This is a genomic window from Achromobacter sp. UMC46 (genome assembly GCF_014170335.1).
Lineage (GTDB): Bacteria > Pseudomonadota > Gammaproteobacteria > Burkholderiales > Burkholderiaceae_B > Achromobacter.
In genome coordinates this window covers 126,943-144,315 of record NZ_LZZS01000030.1, presented here as the reverse complement: position 1 = coordinate 144,315, position 17,373 = coordinate 126,943, and the positions used below count along the sequence as shown (strand labels likewise).

Below are 17,373 nucleotides of genomic sequence, written 5' to 3'. Positions count from 1 at the left end.
TTCGGGTTTATCTGCGGTTGAAGCGTTCTACGAAGGAAGGCGCATGCGCCGCACGCCGGGCGTCGGAAGAAGCGCTGCGCAGCCTGCTGCAAGGCACCGGCGTGGCGTACCGCTGGCAGGGCGACAGCATCATCCTGTCGCGCGACGGCGGCGTGGCCAGCCTCAGCGTCAGGGACGGCACGAACGGCGTATCCGATTCCACGCCGGCGCGGTACACCCATTTGGGCGCGCCCGCCGCCTTGTCGCCGTCGTTCTTGCTGTCGGGCGTCGAGGTCAGCACGGCATCCAGCAGCATCGCGCCGCCCAGCACGCGAACGCCGCGCACGGGTTCGCCCATGACCGAGAACTCCAGCCCGCGGTTGCGCTGTTCGCCGTTCACGGAATACAGACGCGTGGCGGGGTCCACGCCCACGCCGGGCGTCGTGGCGCTCTTGTCGCAGGAATTGCTGACGCCATTGGTGTAGTCGGTCACGTCCACGCGCTGGTGCCGGATGCCGCCCATGATCTGCAGGCGGCCGTCCAGCACCGTCACTTCATGCTGGATGGCGGCGGTCGAGAACGTGACGCGCACGCCGGCTTCCCCCGTGGTCGAGCGGGTCTCGGCCGGACGGTATGAGAAGTATTCGATGAAGTCGCCTTGCGAATTGCTGATGACGGGTTCGGGCGACAGGATGTCGCGCTGCGAATGCTGCCCGCCCACCGCCGCGTAGGCGGTCACGTTCGGCGTGATGTCCACTTCGCCGCGCAGCATGCCGTACTGGGTTTTCGAGTTGGCGTAAGTCCATTTCTGCGTCGGGTTGACGTCTTTGCCAGGCGGCTTCGTGATGCGGGTGGGCCCCGCCAGCGCGCACAGGCATCGGTCACGTCGGGATCACCGGGGGAAGACAGCAGCAGCACCAGGTGAGTGGCCGCCTGGTTCACCACGGCAGGCGGCAACGGCGCCGCTGCCGCGTCGCGTTGGAACAGGGGGCGGCCGCCGGCGCCGGCGTTCATGCGTAGACCGCCTGATAGCAATGGGCGATGGCCTTCACCATGTCTTTCTGCACCACGTTCAGCGTGAGCTTCATGTGGTCGGCGATCTGGCGGTAGCTCATGCCTTCCAGCTGGGCCATCAGGAAGACGCTGCGCGCGCGGGCGGGCAGGTCCGCCAACACGCGCGAGATCGCCGACAGGGCTTCGACCACCAGGGCGCGCTCTTCTTCCGACGGCTGCACGGCGTCCGGCTGGCTGGCCAACGCATGCAGATAGCTGCGTTCCAGCGCCAGGCGGCGGTAGTAGTTGGCCGTCAGCCGGGCCGCCACGGTGGTGAGATACACGCGGGGTTCGCGCACGCTGGCGACGGAACCCGCGCACAGGATGCGTTCGAACACGTCGAGGGTCAGATCGGCGGCGTTGTCGGCGTCGCCGCCGAGCTTGCGGCGCAGCAGGTCCAGCAGCCAGCGGTGGTTGTCGTGGTAGAGGCGGCTCACGTCATTGTCAGGCCCGGTGCCTGCCCCGATGCAGTCGCTCCTCATGCTGCTCCCCAGTACGAATTTGCGGTTCTTGTAAACAGATCGAAGATAATTATAATTGCGAATCATTTTCATTTTGTGTGGATATCTGGCGGCGACGCCGGGGCGCAACGTCATGCCTTCCTCTTCATTCGCCCCTCGCGTCGAGGTGCAATCCGTCTATCTGGCCCACCACCAATGGTTGCGGGGCGTGCTGCAGCGCAAGCTGGGCAATGCGTCCGATGCGGCCGACGTGGCGCACGACACGTTCGAGCGGCTGATCCGCGCCAATGTGCGCGAGCCGCTGGGCGAACCGCGCGCCTATCTGCGCACGATCGCCACGCGGCTGCTGATCGGCCGCGCGCGCCGGGCGGCGCTGGAGGCGGCCTATGCCGAATCGCTGGCGTTGCAGCCGGCCGCAGTGGAACCGTCGGTGGAATCCCGCGCGTTGATCCTCGAAGCGCTGGAACAGGTCTGCGAATTGCTGGACAGCCTGCCGGCCACCAGCCGCCGCATCTTCTTGATGGCGCAGATCGACGGCATGTCCTATGCCGACATCGGCCAGCAACTGGGCCTGACGCCGAACGCCGTGCAGAAATCGCTGGCGCGCGCGCTGGTGCATTGCTACACGGTCGTCTACGGGTGAGCCGCGGCCTGATGGACAGCGCCAGGCTGCTGCGGCCGCATGCGCCGGAAGCGGGGCGAATCGATCCCAAGATCATCCGCCAGGCCGCCGATTGGTGGGCGCGCCTGCGCGAGGACGCGACCGACGCCCACCGCGCGCGTTTTGAGCTTTGGCGCCAGGCGCAGCCGGCGCATGAATTGGCCTGGCAGCGGATGAGCGCGCTGACGCGCGATGTGGCCCTGGGTGTGACCGAGGCGGGCAGCGGCGTCGCCGCGCGCACGTTGCGGCAGGCGCCGCTGATCCAGTCGCGCCGCAACGCGATCCGCTGGATGGTGTCGGCCGCCGGCCTGGGCCTGGGCGCGTGGGCGGTGGGCGAACGCGGCACGGCCCGCCGCCTGACCGCTGACCTGCGCACCGGTACCGGCGAGCGGCGGGCGCTGACCTTGCCGGACGGCACGCTGCTGGAATTGAACACCGGCAGCGCGGTGGACCTGCGCTATACCGCCAGCCAGCGGGAACTGGTGCTGCGGGAAGGCGAGATCCTCGTGACCACCGCGCAAGACGCGCAAGGCCGGCCGTTCACCGTGCGTACGCGCTGCGGCGTGCTGACGCCGGTGGGTACTCGGTTCCTGGTGCGCGATCTGGATGACGGGCGGTCGATGCGGGTGGCGGTGCTGGAGGGCGCGGTGGATGTGCGGGGCCTGGATCCGGCCGATGCGCCCCGGCGCGTGCCGGCCGGCGGACAGGCCGATTTTTCGGCGGCAGGCGGCTTTGCGGCCGGCCCGCTGGAACCCGCGACGTCCGCCTGGCTGACCGGCATGCTGATCGCCGACGAATTGCCCCTGTCGGACTTCCTGCGTGAACTGGGGCGCTATCGCCCCGGCGTCTTGCGCTGTTCCGACGAGGCCGGCGCCCTGCGGGTCGTGGGCGCGTTCCCGCTGGCCGATAGCGACAAGGTGCTGGCCATGCTGCAAGAAGTGCTGCCCGTTCGCGTGCGCCGCTACACGCGCTACTGGGTCGCCGTGGGCCTGGCGTGAGGCGGGCGGTGCCGTGTCTGGCATCTGATTTGTAACTGGAACGGCGTAAATCCCGACCTCGCGCTTCATGTAAGGAAAGCAGCCCGGACGAACTCCCTCCGAGGCTGCGCCGAACCTTCATGAGCCAGGAAATCCCTTCATGTCTTCTCGTCCTGCCCGCGCCGCGGCCCTTGCCCGCTTCTCCTTGCCCCGTACCCGTCTGAGCGCCGCGCTGCGCCTTGCGCTGCCCGTCGCCGCGTCTGCCGCGCTTGCCGCGCCGTGGCCGTCCGCCGTGCACGCCCAGGCAGCCGCCGGCCAGCAGGGCGTTGCCTTCAGCATTCCGGCGGGCCCGCTCAGCGCGGCGCTCGGGGCCTTCGGCGTGCAGGCCGGCGTCATGGTGGCGTCCGATCCCGCGTTGACGGCCAGCGCGCGGACCGACGGCGTGTCGGGCACGTATCCGGTGGGCGCCGCGCTTGAGCGCTTGCTGGCGGGCACGGGCCTGCAGGCGGTGGCACGCCCCGAGGGCGGTTACCGGCTGCGCCAAGCGCCGCAGCCGGGGCAGGCTGCGACGCTTGCGCCGGTGACCGTGACGGGCGGCTACAACGCCACCACGGACGGGACCGCGTCGTACACGTCGCCCGCCGTCACCATCGGCAAGTCCACCCAGGCCCTGAAGGACATTCCGCAGTCCATCACCGTGCTGACCCGTCAGCGCATGGACGACCAGGACATGACGAGCTTGCCCGACGCCATCAACAACACGGCGGGTATGGTGGGCGTGCAGGGCGTGGGGCCGGGCGTGGCGATCAATGCGCGCGGCTTCCCCGTGGACCTGCTGCAATACGACGGCGTGGCGCTGCTGCGCAACAGCTACAGCCTGGGAAACTGGGAGCAGGATTCGCTGGTGTTCTACGACCGCGTGGAAATCCTGCGCGGCGCGGCCGGCTTGCTGCAGGGCGCGGGCAGCCCGGGCGGCGCGATCAACCTGGTGCGCAAGCGCGGCGGGGCGGAGCCGTCTGTGGTCATCACCGGCAAGGCCGGGTCGTGGGACCACTACGGCTTGCAACTGGACGCGGGCGGCCCGTTGAACGCGGCGGGCACGTTGCGCGGACGCGTGGTGGTGGACGAAGACCAGAGCCGTTCCTATGTCGACTACGCCTGGGACAAGACGCGCAACCTGTATGCCGCGCTGGACTACGACGTGACCGAGGACACCACCGTGGGCATCGGCATCAGCAACCGCTACAGCCGTTCGCGGCCGATGTTCGTGGGCTATCCGCGCTACGAGGACGGCGGCGACATCGATCTGCCGCGCTCGACCTTCACCGGGTCCACCTGGAACCGCGCGAAGAACGACCAGACCATCTTCAATGCCGACGTGACGCACCGCTTTAACGACGCATGGCGGTTCAGGCTGGCCGGCGTCGCGATGAACGAGAAGAACTCGACGGTGCACCAGCGCGTCGTCGGCCCGATCATGCCGGACGGCAGCGGGATGGACTACGGCAATTTCGGCGTGGACTTCAAGAGCAAGCAGCGCGGGCTGGACATGTCGGTCAGCGGCAATTTCACCGCGCTGGGCATGGAGCAGGAAGTGGTGGTGGGCGCCGCCTACTCCAAGCTGACCACGGCCGACCGTTTCACGCGTGCCTGGGAATCCGGCGGCAACATTTTCGATATCGACCACCATCGCCCGTGGCAGGACATCGACAGCATCGCCGCGGCAAGCGGCTATGACTCGCGCAGCAGCTACGACATCCGCCAGAAGGGCCTCTACGGCACGTGGCGCGTCAAGCCCACCGAATCGCTGGCGCTGATCGGCGGCGGCCGCGTGGGCTGGTACGACTACGGCTATACCGCCCGCGGCGCCACCACCACCTCGACCACGTCGGGCAAGTTCATTCCCTATGTCGGCCTGGTCTACTCGCTGACCGACAACTGGTCCGCCTACACCAGCTATACCACTGTGTTCGAACCCCAAACTGCGCGCAGTCTGGACGGCAGTCTGCTCAAGCCGATCGAGGGCAACAACTACGAAGTGGGGGTGAAGGGCGAGCTGATGGACGGCCGCGTCAATACGTCGCTGGCGGTGTTTCGCTACGACCACAAGAACCGCGCGGTCAACGACTACGACGCCGGCTTCGCGTGCGACGGCTGGTATTGCTCGCGCGCCTCAGGCAAGGTGCGCAGCCAGGGCGTCGAGGCCGAGGTCTCGGGCGAAGTGGTCAAGGGCCTGGAGCTGTACGCCGGCTACACCTACAACACCACCAAGTACCTGTCGGACCCCGACAACCAGGGCGCGGTCTTCAACACCTGGACACCCAAGCACATGCTGCGCCTGTGGGCCAACTACAAGCTGCCGGGCATGATGAACCGCGTGAGCGTGGGGGCCGGCGTCAACACGCAGACCGACACGATCAGTTCGGACCGCGAGTTCAAGCTGGCCGGGTTCACGGTCTGGAACGCGCGCGTGGGCTACCAGGCCACGCCGGAACTGAGCTTCGCCCTGAACCTGAATAACGTGTTCGACAAGAAGTACTACGTGCCGTCCTACAACACGCTGTCGGGCAACAACTACTACGGCGAGCCGCGCAACGTGATGTTGACGGTGCGCTACGCGCCCAAGCTGTAGTGCGTCGTTGATCGTGGTCCGCGCGGGGCTACCCGCGCATCAACGCATGGACCTGGCGCGCCAGGTCTTCCAGTGCGAAGGGTTTGGGCAGGATGGGCAGGGCGGGTTCCAGCGCGGATGCATCGCCGCCATCCAGGCCCGAGCCCGTCATGATCAGCACCTTCATCCCGGGCCGCAGCCGGCGCGCGGCGTCGGCGATCTGATGGCCGTTGATGCCGCCGGGCAAACCCAGGTCGCAGATCAGCAGGTCCAGTGGTTCGGGCGACGCCAGGCGGCGCAAGGCGGCGGCGCCGTCTGCCGCTTCGGCCACCGCGTAGCCCAGTTCTTTCAGGGACTCGGCGGCCACGGCCAGCACGGCGGCGTCGTCCTCCGCGATCAAGATGGTTTCGCCGCGGGCCGCGGTCGGCGGCGCGTCAAAAGCGGCTTGCTCCAGCGCGGCCATCGCGCCCTGGTGGCGGGGGAAGTACAGCGTCATCGCCGTGCCTTCGCCCGGCCGAGAACTGACCTGCACCTGGCCGCGCGATTGCCGGACGAAGCTGTACAGCATCGACAGGCCCAACCCTGTCCCCTGGCCCGCCGATTTGGTCGTGAAGAAGGGTTCGAAGATGCGCTGCACCGTGTCGGGCGCCATGCCGCAGCCGGTGTCCGTGACGCGCAGCACCAAGTAGTCGCCCGGCGCCAGCCCGCGTTCCTGGGCCTGCCCGGCATCCAGCACGACGTTGCGCGTCGCGATGCCCAGCGTGCCATGCCCCGGGATGGCGTCGCGCGCGTTCAGGCACAGGTTGAGCAGGGCGTTTTCCAACTGATGCCGGTCGACCCAGGCCGGCCACAGGTCCGGTTCGCAGGCCAGGTCCAGCGTGATGCCGGGGCCGATGCTGCGGCGGATCAGGTCTTCCATGCCGGCGACCAGACGGTTGACGTCGGTGGCCTTGGGGTCTTGCGGCTGGCGGCGCGAGAAGGCCAGCAGGCGATGGGTCAGCGCGGCGGCTTTCCGGGCGCCGCTTTGGGCTACGTCGATATGGCGTTCCAGGTCGTTGTGGCGTTGCTGGGCCAGCCGCATGCCCAGCAATTCCAGGCTGCCCGAGATGCCCATCAGCAAGTTGTTGAAATCGTGCGCCAGGCCGCCGGCCAATTGCCCGACGGCTTCCATCTTCTGGCTTTGGCGCAACGTGTCTTCGGCCTGCCGCAACGCCTCGGCCTGCGCCCGTTCGGCGTTGACCCGCGAGGTGGTTTCAATGACCGTGTCCATCATGCCGACCACTACGCCGTGCTCGTCGCGCACCGGGCTGTAGCAGAAGGTGAAGGTGGCGTCTTCCGCCTGGCCCGACCGCTGGATCCGCAACGGGTAGTCTTCGATGAACGTAGCTTCGCCGGCGAAGGCACGCTCGGCAATGGGGCCGATCAGCGGCCATGCCTCGTGCCAGATTTCGCTGAACGGGCGGCCCAGCGCATCGGGCTTGGTGCCCAGGATCGGCGCGAAGGCGTCGTTGTACAGCGTGATCAGTTCGCGGCCCCAGACCAGGCAGCAGGGGAAGCGGGACGACATCACCATGCCGGTGGCGACGCGCAGGGCGCCGGGCCACGCGGTGATGGGCCCAAGGGGCGTGGATGCCCAATCGAAGTCAGCGACCCGCAAGCCCATCTCGCCGCCGCCAGCAAGGAATGAAGGCATGGATGAGTCGTTCTGCATGGTGGTGTCGACGGTGGCCGGGGGGGTGATTGATTCTATCCGACGGCGCGCCGCGGAAAGGACAATTCGATAAGGAGGAAGGAAGGCGGAAGGGGCGGGGGCCGGGATAAGATAAAATAGAAATCGTTCCCATTTACATATTGTTATCAGGTGCGCCTTGCCTCCGTCCGACCTGCTGCCCGCCGATACCGTCACGAAGCTCTATCGTGAGCATCACGGCTGGCTGTCGATATGGTTGCGCAAGAAGCTGGGCAACTCGTTCGATGCCGCGGATCTTGCCCACGATACCTTCGTGCGGGTGATGACCGGCCGCCGCAAGGATGGCATGGGCGCCGAACCGCGCGCGTTGCTGACGCATATCGCGAAGGGGCTCGTGGTGGACCATTGGCGCCGACGCGCGTTGGAAGACGCCTATCTGGCCGTGGTGGCGCAGTTGCCCGCGCCGGAAGCGCCGTCGCCGGAAGTGCGGGCGCTGATCCTTGAAACCCTGCACGCCATCGACGCCACTTTGCGGACCCTGCCCGCGAAGACGCGCGAGATCTTCCTGTTGTCGCAGTTCGACGGCATGGCGTATGCCGACATCGCCGCATGCCAGCGGGTGTCGCTGGCGACCGTCAAGCGGCACATGCAGAAAGCGCTGACCGCCTGCCTGATCGCCTATCAGGTCCACGCGGCATGAACGCGTCGATCGACCCCGCGATCCTGGAAGAGGCGGCCGGCTGGCTGGTGCGCTTCCAATCCGAAACCCTGTCCGCCTCCGACCAGGCCGCCTTCGACCGGTGGCGGGGCCGCAGCGCCGCGCACGGTGCCGCGTGGGCGCGGGTGGAAGACATGGTCCGGGGATTCGGCCAGGTGCCGCCCGCGATCGGCCGCGACACGCTGCGCCGCCTGGACCGGCCCGGCCGGCGCCAGGCGATCCGCGCGCTGGGGGCGTTGCTGGTGCTGGGGCCGGCGGCCTGGGCCGGGTGGCGCACGCTGCCGTGGCGCGAATGGGCAGCGGACGTGCATACGGCCACGGGCGAGCAGCGGCACATGGAATTGGCCGACGGCACCCGGCTGGTGCTGAACACGGCCAGCGCCGTCGATATCCTCTATACCCCCGAACAGCGCGTGCTGTGGCTGCGCGCCGGCGAAATCCTGCTGACGACCGGCCGCGATCCGGCGCCCGCCTACCGCCCCTTCATCGTGCGGACGTCGCAGGGCTCGATCCGCGCGTTGGGCACACGCTTCATGGTGCGAGATGAAAGCGCCAGCATCCGCGTGGCGGTGTTCGACGGCGCGGTCGAAATCCAGCCCCAGGACGCAGGCGTTGCCGCCGTGGTGCTGCCGGCGGGGCAGCAGACGGTATTCAACGCCCACGAGGTGGAACCCCGGGCGGCGGCCGATGCGGCATCGGCGTCCTGGGAGCAAGGCATGCTGGCCGTGCGCAATTGGCGGCTGGCCGATCTGGTGGACGAGCTGGCGCGCTATCGCCCGGGCATCCTGCGCTGCGATCCCGCCGTGGCGGGGCTGCGGGTCTCGGGCGCGTTCCCGCTGTCCGACACCGACGGCAGCCTGCGTCTGCTGGAGAAAACGTTGCCGGTGCGGATCAGCCGGGTGACGCCGTTCTGGGTCACCGTCGCGCCGCGCGCGGCCGTTACAAATTAATTGCCGAGCCGTTGACACTTTTTCCCGCTTCGTCCGGTGTACCGGGTGAATCGTCGCGACACGCGAGCGTCACCCCGTCCCCTACGAAGGATCGTTTCATGGTTTCCCGAATTTCCCGTTCGTCGCGCCTGCCCCGTAGCAAGGCCGTCCTGTCGCCGTTGGCGGCGATGTTGCAGGCTTCCGGCATGGGAGTGATGCTGCTGGCCGTGGCGGGGGCGCCGGCGCCTGCCGCGGCGGCCGACGCCGCAACGGCCGATGCGGCGTCAGCCGCCGCCGTGCGCAAGTCCTACGCCATCGCCGGCGGCCCGCTGGGCGATGTGCTGGCTCAGTTCGCGGCGGCGGCGGGCGTGCCGCTGTCCTTCGATCCGGCAATGGTGGCGGGCAGGCAAAGCGCGGGCCTGACGGGCACCTACACGGTGCGGGAAGGCTTCACGCGATTGCTGAGCGGGTCGGGCTATGCCTTGGCCGAACAGGGGGCGGGCGCCTATTCCCTGCGCAAGCTTCCGGCGGGCGAAGGCGCGGGCGAGGCCGCGACCCTGCTGCCCAGCATCACCGTCGCGGGCGCGGGCGTCAGCCCGTCGGCCTTGCCGGCCGAGTTCGCCGGCGGCCAGGTGGCGCGCGGCGGCCGCCTGGGGTTGCTGGGCAACCGCGATGTGATGGACACGCCGTTCAATGTGACGAGCTACACCTCCGAGCTGCTGACCAACCGCCAGGCCGTGACCCTGGCCGACGCGTTGAACGCCGAACCCTCGGTGCGCTTCACGGGCCAGATCGGCGGCGTGACGGATTCGTTCTATATCCGCGGCTTTCCGATCGGCGAAGGCAACCTGGGTGAAATCGCATTCGACGGCGTCTATGGCGTGGCGCCCAACTATCACGTCTTCACCGATTACATCGAGCGCGTCGAAGTGCTGAAGGGGCCGGCCGCGCTGCTGTACGGCATGTCGCCCAACAGCGGCGTGGGCGGCGTGATCAACATGGTGCCCAAGCGGTCGCTGCCGGAAGACCTGACGCGCGTGTCCGCCGACTACGTGGGCGATTCGCAATTCGGCGCGCGGGTGGATCTGAGTCGACGCTTTGGCAATGACGGCGAATGGGGCGTGCGCGTCAACGGCATGCATCGCCAGGGCGACACACCGTTGGACAACCTGTCTTCGCGGACCGACATCGGCGCCTTGTCGCTGGACTATCAGGGCGAACGCCTGCGCGCGTCGCTGGACCTGCTGACGCAGAACGAAAAAGTCGACGCTCCGACGCGGCCGTTCCTGATCGCCAGCGGCATCGACGTGCCGCAGGCCGCGGACGGCCGCCGCAATGCGACCCAGCCCTGGGGCTGGTGGAAGTCCGACGGCCAGTCGGCGCTGCTGCGCGTGGAATACGACATCAGCGACCGCCTGACGGTATTCGCCGACGCGGGCGGATCGGACACGGTGGTGTCGCGCTTGTCGGACCAGACGCCCACGATCGTCAACAGCGCCGGCGACACGCTGGTCACGCCGAACAACTTCCGCTTCGAGGTGAACCGCAGCACGTACAACGCGGGCCTGCGCGCCAAGCTGGATACCGGGCCGGTGCGGCACGCCGTGAGCGTCATGGGCAGCATGTACAGCGATCGCAACCTGCAGGCCAGCGTGTCGGGCACGCCGCTGACCTCCAACATCTATCGCCCCATCACCCGTCCCGAACAGAATATTCCTGCGCCGGCCAACGTGCCCAAGGTGTCGTCCTCGGACCTGTCCGGCGTGGCGCTGGCCGACACGATGAGCATCCTGGACGAGCGCGCGCAGCTGACGCTGGGCGTGCGCCAGCAACGCATCGAATCGCGCAACTTCAACGGTACGACCGGTGTGCGCACCGTCAGCTACGACGAAAGCGCCACCACGCCGCTGGCGGGCCTGGTCATCAAGCCCTGGAACAACGTGTCGCTGTACGCGAACTACATCGAAGGCCTGAGCAAGGGCGACGTGGCGCCCGCCACCGCGTCGAACGCCGGCCAGGTGTTCAAGCCTTATAAGGCCAAGCAGAAGGAAGTGGGCGTGAAGGTGGATCTGGACGACGCGATGCTGACGTTCAGCGCGTTCGAGATCACCAAGCCCAGCGGCCAGCTGACCAACGGCGTGTACGGCGCCGACAGCGAACAGCGCAACCGCGGCCTGGAACTGAATCTGTCCGGCGAACCGGTGCGCGGCCTGCGCCTGCTGGGCGGCGTCACCTACCTGGACGCGGAACTGACGCGCACCAACAACCCGGCCACGGTGGGCAACCAGCCGGTGGGCGTGCCGAAGTTCTCGGCCAACCTCAGCGCGGAATGGGATACGCCGTGGGTGGCGGGCCTGACGCTGACGGGCGGCATGATGTACACGGGCCGCGAATACGTGAACCAGGCCAACACGCAGTCGGTCCCGTCATGGACGACGTTCGACGTGGGCGCGCGCTATGCCACCAAGATCCAGGGCAAGGACGTCACCTTCCGCGCCAACGTCGTCAACGTGACCAACCGCGCCTATTGGTCGGGCGTGGCATCCTACGGCACGGTGTCGCAGGGCGTGCCGCGCACGCTGATGTTGTCGGCGTCGATGGACTTCTAAACCTCCGCTGTCCGCCGCCGCCGCCCGCGCCGTCTCGCCTCAGGCGCGGCGGCGGGCGAACACCATGCAGACCGGGCTGCCGACGCGTAGCGTGTAGCCGTCGGGCGTCAGCGCGCCGTCCTGCGCATTGACGCGAAAGCGTACCAGCGTGTCGCTGTCTTCGTTCAACGCGAACAGGAAACGGCCGTCGGGCGACAGCGTGAAGAAGCGCGGCGTCTTGCCGCCGCATGCGGCGTGCTGCACGGGCGTCAGGCGGCCGTTGGCCGGGTTCACGCGAAATACCGCGATGCTGTCGTCGCCCCGGTTCGACACATACAAATGGCAGCCGTGCGCGTCCAGCGCGATGCCGGCGGCGCGGCTGTTGCCGGTATAGGTGTCGGGCAGCGTGGGCAGTACCTGGAAGGGTTGCAACGCGCCGGCCGCCAGCGTGTAGGCGGCCACCGTGTTGTCCAGTTCGTTGACGACGTAGAGCCAGCGGCCGGCGGGATGGAACGCCGCATGCCGGGGGCCCGCCCCTTCGCGCGTGGCGGCCACGCAGGCGGGTTCGGCGCCGACGCCGCCGTCCTCCAGCGCATAGAGGAACACGCGGTCCAGGCCCTTGTCCGGCACCACCACGTAGCGGCCGGACGGATCCACCAGGTTGTAGTGCGGTTTGGCGAAGGGCTGTTCCTTGCGGTGCGGACCGGGTTCGCCGGACATGGGCACCGACTGCGCCACGGATGCCAGTGCGCCGTCGCCGTCGACGGGCAGCACGGCCAGCGTGCCGGTCAGGTGGTTCGACACCATCAGGTATCGGCCCGAAGGGCCCAGCGCCAGATGGACGGGGTTGCGGCCCTGGCAGTCCTGTTGCCGCCACGGCGTCAGCGCGCCGCTGCGCGGATCGCGTTGCAGGGCGCTGACTTCATGGCTGTCGCCATGCACGGTGTACAGCACGGGAAGCGTGGGATGCGGCAGCAGATACGAGGGGTTGACCAGGCCGCCGACGACTTGCGTCAGGGTCAGCGTGCCGGTGTCCGGGGCGTAATCGAAAACGCTGATGCCGTCGCCGCGGGCATGGCGCTCCCGCGTCGTGCGGGAACCGATGTAGACGTGCATGGCCCTAGCCTCCCAGGATGCCGCTGATGCGGGTGAGGTTGTCCAACGTGCTGCGCAGGTGGCTGGACAAGGCCGCGGCGGCCTCCTCGTTGCGTTCGCGCTCCAGCAGGTCCAGGATTTCCAGGTGCTGGTCGCAGTGCTGCTGGTAGCGGCTGCGGTCTTGCATGGACCGGTACGACAGCAGGCGGCGGACGCGGTTGACGCGCTTGATCGTGTCGATGAAGAACGGGTTGCCGGACGCCTCCACCAGCGATTCATGGAACCGCACGCCGCGTTCGTGCAACTGGTCGGCGGTGTCCGTGGCGATGCCGCCGTCCAGCAGATGCCTTTCCGCTGCCCGGCACCGTTCGATCACGCTTTTCTCGATGCGGAACGTGGGTTCCAGCAAGGCCGCCGGTTCCAGCGCAAGACGCAAGCGGTACGACTGCAGCAGGCTGTCCGGCGTGGTCATCATGGACGAGAATTCCCAGCCGTAGCCGGGCCGCCGCTGCGCCCAGCCTTCTTGCGAGATGCGGGCCAGCAGCGCCTGCGTCTGCGCGTTGGTCAAGGCATAGCGCACGCGCAGTTGGGCCTCGCTGCACTGCATGGGCAGTTCGCCACGCAGCAGCTCGTCGGCCAGCTTGAAATAGCTGTGCGTCACGATGTCGTCGGCGGATGGCGGGGCAAGGCCCGCCTGCGCATCGGGCAGAGCGTCGAAGTCCTGCTGCAGGAAGTAGCCGCGATTAGGCTTGCGCGCCACGATGCCGTGCTGCTCCAGGATGCCCAGGGCGTCGTTGACCGGCGAGCGCGACAGCCGCAGCCGGTCGGCCAGCTTCTGCGCCGTCAGATGCGCGCCGCCGGGCAACCGGTCTTGCCGGATCAGGTCCAGAATTTTCGTGACGGTGTTGGTTTGCGCGCTCATGGGGTCGGGGATGGCCGGAGGGTGTCCGATAGGATAGCGGGAATGACGCCGCCCATCCGCAACAAACGCACGTCCAACTGGGTCTCGACCGCCGCCGTGGCGTGCAGCGCGTCGACGCGGCCGTCGGCCCGCAGGATGCGGACCGGCACGGCGATGCGCGGCGCCAGCGTATCCGCCGGCGCATCGATCTCGATGCGGTCGCCGGACCGCACGCCCAGCGTGGTCGGCGTGACGCCCTCGGGCAGCCGCAAGGGCAGGATGCCCATGCCGATCAGATTGGACCGGTGGATCCGTTCGAAGCTGACGGCCAGCACGGCGCGGATGCCCAGCAGGCGCTGCCCTTTGGCCGCCCAGTCGCGCGAGGACCCGGTGCCGAAGCGCGCGCCGGCCAGCAGCACCACCGCTTGCTGTTCCTGGCGGTAGTGTTCGGCGGCTTCCCAGATGGGTTCCAGGCGACCGCTGCCCGCATGCAGGGTATGGCCCACGGGGGCGTCTGGACAGAGCAGGTTCGAGAGGCTCTTGCTGTAGAACGCCGCGCGCATCATCACTTCCCAATTGCCGCGCCGGGAGGCGAACACGTTCAGGTCATGGCGGTCGTCGCCGCGCGCCACCAGGAAGTCCGCGATCAGGCTGTCTGGCGGGATGGCGCTGGCGGGCGATAGGTGGTCGGTGGTCACGTCGTCGCCCAGCACCAGCAGCGGATGCGCGGCGTAGCGGCCCAATTGGCTGCCGGCGCCGGCCGAGGCGAATGGCGGACGCCGCAATGCCGTGGACGCGGCGTCCCACGGAAAGCGGGGTGTATCCGGCGATTGCAGCGCCTGCCAGGCCGGGTTGGCGCTGGCGACCTTGAAGGCGGCGCGGAAGTCGGCGGGCCGCAACCCCAGTGCCAGCGCGGCGTCGATATCGGCCTCGTCCGGCCATAGGTCGCGCAAGTGCACCGGCTGGCCGTCGGCCGTGGTCTGCACCGGTTCCCGGCTCAGGTCGCGCTCGGCGTCGCCGGCCAGCGCGAAGGCGATGACAAGCGGGGGCGACATCAGAAAGCCCAGGTCCAGGTCGGGGTGGATGCGGCCGGTGAAATTGCGGTTGCCCGACAGCGCGGCCACCGGATGGATCGCGCCGGCCGCCATGGCCTCGCGCACGCCGTCGGGCAGCGGACCGGAATTGCCGATGCAGGTGGTGCAGCCATACCCGACGATGTCGAAGCCGACCGCGGCCAGGTCGTCCAGCAGGCCCGCGCGCGCCAGATAATCCGCCGCAGCGGGCGAGCCCGGGCCCAGCGATGTCTTGACCCAGGCCGGCACGCGCAGGCCGGCCTGGCGCGCCTTGCGGGCCAACAGCCCGGCCGCCACCAGCAGGCGGGGGTCCGACGTGTTGGTGCAACTGGTGATGGCGGCGATGGCGACGGGATAGCGGGGCAGGCCGCTGCCCGCGGCCGGGGTGAAGTCCAGCGCGGACAGGATGGCGCGGGTCTGGCCGAAGGGATGCAGGTCCTGCGGGCGCTTCGGGCCGGCTACATGCATCTGCACACGGTCCAGCGCGATTTCGATCACGCGCGTGTAGCGCGGCGTGGCGTCCGGGTCCAGCGCGATGCCCGTGCGTTCGGCATAGGCCGCGATGCGCGCGATGTGGGCCTCGGTGCGTCCGGTCTGGCGCAGGTAGGCAAGCGTTTCGCCGTCGATGGGAAAGTAGCCGGTGGTGGCGCCGTACTCGGGCGCCATGTTGGCCACCACGCATCGGCTGCCGGCCGACAGCGTGCTCACGCCCGGCCCGAAGAATTCCACGAATTCGCCTGAAACGTCGATCGCGCGCAGCCGCTGCGTCACCGTCAACGCCAGGTCGGTGGCGGTGACGCCCGCCGTGAGCGCACCTGTCAGGCGCACGCCGATCACGTCCGGAATGCGCAGCAGGGTGGGCATGCCGAACATGACGGTCTGCGCCTCCAGGCCGCCCACGCCCCAGCCCAGCACGCCGATGCCGTTGACCATCGGCGTGTGGCTGTCGGTGCCGATCATCATGTCGGGATACAGGATGCCGTCATCGCCCTGGCAGACCACGCTGGCCAGTTGCTCCAGGTTGATGGTGTGCATGATGCCGGTGCCCGGCGGATGGATGCGCACGTTCGACAAGGCCTTGGACGCCCAGCGCAGGAAGCGGTAGCGCTCGGCGTTGCGGCGCAATTCAAGATCCAGGTTGCGCGTGGCGGCATCGGGCCGGGCGTAGGCCTCGACGGCCAGAGAATGGTCCACCGACACGTCCACCGGCAGCACGGGGTTCAGCACGGCGGGGTCCACGCCGGCCTCGGCCAGCGCGTCGCGCATCGCCGCGATATCCACCAGCGCGGGCGTGCTGGTGGTGTCGTGCATCAGCACGCGGCCGGGCTGGAACGCGATCTCGGCGTCGCTGGTGCCGTGGGCCAGCCAGCCGAACAACGCAGCGACGGCGGTGTCGCGCTCGTCGCCCTGCATGTTGCGCAGCGCGTTTTCCAACAGCAGGCGCAGCACGACGGGCAGGCGGAAATAGTCCGCGCCGAATAGGGCCGGCAGGTCCAGACAGGCATGGGCGGCCCCGTCCAGCGTGAAGCGGGCGTGGCGCAGCAGGGCATTGGTGTTTTCCATAGCTGCCAGTTTTGCATATTGAATCTATAAAATGCAATTAAGTAAAAACCCGGCCGCCATCCGGACAGGCCGATCAGGAGACAAACCATGCCCCGCATCCGATTCCTTGCCGCCGCCCTGGCGGTGGCCGCCTTCCTTCCGTTGCCCTTCGCCCGGGCTGCCGACGCCGGCCGGCCGATCAGTCTGATCGTGCCGTTCGCCGCCGGCGGCGGCGTGGACGGCATGGGCCGCCTGTTGGCCGAACGGCTGCGCAGCGACATGCCGCAGGGCGTCGTGGTCGAGAACAAGCCTGGCGCCAGCGGCATGCTGGGCGCGCAGACGGTCGTGCGGTCGACGCCGGACGGCACCACGATGCTGCTTGGCTCGGCGGGGGAAACCGCGATCAATCCGCTGGTCTTCAAGGGCAAGATGCAATACCAGCCGGAAAAAGACCTGGTGCCGATCGCCCTGGTCGCCCGCGTGCCGAACGTGCTGGTCGCCAACCCCAAGCTGCCGGTGGCCAATGTGGAGCAGCTGGTGGCCTATGGCCGCGCGCATCCCGACAAGCTGACCTATGCGACCAGCGGCGTGGGCAATCCGCAGCATCTGAACGGTGAACTGCTGCAGTCGCTGGCGGGAATCAAGATGGTCCACGTGCCGTACAAGGGCGCATCCGCGCAGCTGGTGGATGTGGCCGCGGGCAGCGTGGACCTGACCTTCGTCAGTCTGGCGGGCGCCTTGCCCTTCATCAAGAGCGGCAAGGTCAAGCCGCTGGCGGTCACGTCCGCCACGCGCGCGTCGTTCGCGCCGGACATTCCCGCCGTGGCCGAATACGCACCCTTGAAGGACTATGCGCTGGAGAACTGGTTCGGCGTGTTCGTCCCGGCGGGCACGCCGCCGGAAGCGCAGCAGAAGCTGGCCGCCGCGATCGGGCGCGCGCTGCGCGACGAGAAGTTCGTGGCCAGCATCCGTGAACTGGGCGGGGAAGTGCAGCCCATGAGCCAGGACGAATTCCGCGCATTCATCAAGGCGCAGACGGCGGTATTTGCGAAGGTCGTGGCCGACGGCCACATCACGGCGGAAAACTGAGGGCGG

General features: G+C 68.5%; 13 protein-coding genes. 7 read left to right on the top strand and 6 right to left on the bottom strand.

Going from position 1 to position 17,373, the window contains the following annotated elements; genetic code table 11:
• Window positions 1–7 precede the first annotated feature (7 nt).
• Together A9973_RS20760 and A9973_RS20755 are read right to left on the bottom strand one after the other, a co-directional pair.
• Complete coding sequence (locus A9973_RS20760) at window positions 8–751, bottom strand: hypothetical protein (RefSeq protein WP_183015555.1); 744 nt, start codon at window positions 749–751, stop codon at window positions 8–10.
• 238 nt (window positions 752–989) lie between these two features.
• Window positions 990–1,469 carry a sigma-70 family RNA polymerase sigma factor gene (locus A9973_RS20755; protein WP_370539517.1) on the bottom strand — a complete coding sequence of 160 codons (480 nt, stop codon included), beginning with the start codon at window positions 1,467–1,469 and terminating at the stop codon, window positions 990–992.
• A 157-nt stretch (window positions 1,470–1,626) separates the two neighbouring features.
• Between A9973_RS20755 and A9973_RS20750 the strand changes: the two genes are divergently transcribed.
• From A9973_RS20750 to A9973_RS20740, 3 genes are all read left to right on the top strand, one after another.
• Window positions 1,627–2,136 (top strand): sigma-70 family RNA polymerase sigma factor, encoded by a 510-nt coding sequence (locus A9973_RS20750; RefSeq protein ID WP_183015553.1) that lies wholly within the window; start codon window positions 1,627–1,629, stop codon window positions 2,134–2,136.
• Between the two features lie 11 nt (window positions 2,137–2,147).
• Window positions 2,148–3,152, top strand: a complete 1,005-nt coding sequence (locus tag A9973_RS20745) for a FecR domain-containing protein (RefSeq protein ID WP_183015552.1) — start codon at window positions 2,148–2,150, stop codon at window positions 3,150–3,152.
• 139 nt (window positions 3,153–3,291) lie between these two features.
• Window positions 3,292–5,763: a TonB-dependent siderophore receptor gene (locus A9973_RS20740; RefSeq protein WP_183015551.1), complete on the top strand. Its 2,472-nt coding sequence runs from the start codon at window positions 3,292–3,294 to the stop codon at window positions 5,761–5,763.
• Window positions 5,764–5,791: 28 nt separating this feature from the next.
• Here A9973_RS20740 and A9973_RS20735 read toward each other — a convergent pair whose 3' ends face one another.
• Window positions 5,792–7,435: an ATP-binding protein gene (locus A9973_RS20735; protein ID WP_183015550.1), complete on the bottom strand. Its 1,644-nt coding sequence runs from the start codon at window positions 7,433–7,435 to the stop codon at window positions 5,792–5,794.
• Window positions 7,436–7,610: 175 nt separating this feature from the next.
• Here A9973_RS20735 and A9973_RS20730 point away from each other — a divergent pair, with 175 nt between their 5' ends.
• The 3 genes from A9973_RS20730 (at window position 7,611) to A9973_RS20720 (ending at window position 11,688) form a co-directional block, all read left to right on the top strand.
• Window positions 7,611–8,132 (top strand): sigma-70 family RNA polymerase sigma factor, encoded by a 522-nt coding sequence (locus A9973_RS20730; protein WP_183015549.1) that lies wholly within the window; start codon window positions 7,611–7,613, stop codon window positions 8,130–8,132.
• Entirely contained in the window at window positions 8,129–9,100 is a 972-nt protein-coding gene (locus A9973_RS20725; RefSeq protein ID WP_183015548.1) for a FecR domain-containing protein, read from the top strand. The genes A9973_RS20730 and A9973_RS20725 overlap by 4 nt, the downstream gene beginning before the upstream one ends.
• A 98-nt stretch (window positions 9,101–9,198) precedes the next feature.
• Window positions 9,199–11,688, top strand: coding sequence for a TonB-dependent receptor (locus A9973_RS20720; protein WP_183015547.1), 2,490 nt, complete (start codon window positions 9,199–9,201; stop codon window positions 11,686–11,688).
• Between the two features lie 39 nt (window positions 11,689–11,727).
• On the opposite strand, the gene A9973_RS20715 is transcribed toward A9973_RS20720, so the two are convergent.
• The 3 genes from A9973_RS20715 to acnA are packed head-to-tail and all read right to left on the bottom strand — an operon-like array spanning window position 11,728 to window position 16,299.
• A complete protein-coding gene (locus tag A9973_RS20715) occupies window positions 11,728–12,783 on the bottom strand; it encodes a lactonase family protein (RefSeq protein WP_183015546.1) in 1,056 nt (351 codons plus the stop codon).
• A 4-nt stretch (window positions 12,784–12,787) separates the two neighbouring features.
• The gene (locus A9973_RS20710) at window positions 12,788–13,684 is read right to left on the bottom strand and encodes a GntR family transcriptional regulator (RefSeq protein WP_183015545.1); all 897 of its coding nucleotides are present in this window, start codon (window positions 13,682–13,684) and stop codon (window positions 12,788–12,790) included.
• Complete coding sequence (gene acnA, locus A9973_RS20705; protein ID WP_183015544.1) at window positions 13,681–16,299, bottom strand: aconitate hydratase AcnA; 2,619 nt, start codon at window positions 16,297–16,299, stop codon at window positions 13,681–13,683. Before acnA ends, A9973_RS20710 begins: the two co-directional genes overlap by 4 nt.
• Before the next feature lie 87 nt (window positions 16,300–16,386).
• Between acnA and A9973_RS20700 the strand changes: the two genes are divergently transcribed.
• Window positions 16,387–17,367: a tripartite tricarboxylate transporter substrate binding protein gene (locus A9973_RS20700; protein WP_183015543.1), complete on the top strand. Its 981-nt coding sequence runs from the start codon at window positions 16,387–16,389 to the stop codon at window positions 17,365–17,367.
• Window positions 17,368–17,373 lie beyond the last annotated feature (6 nt).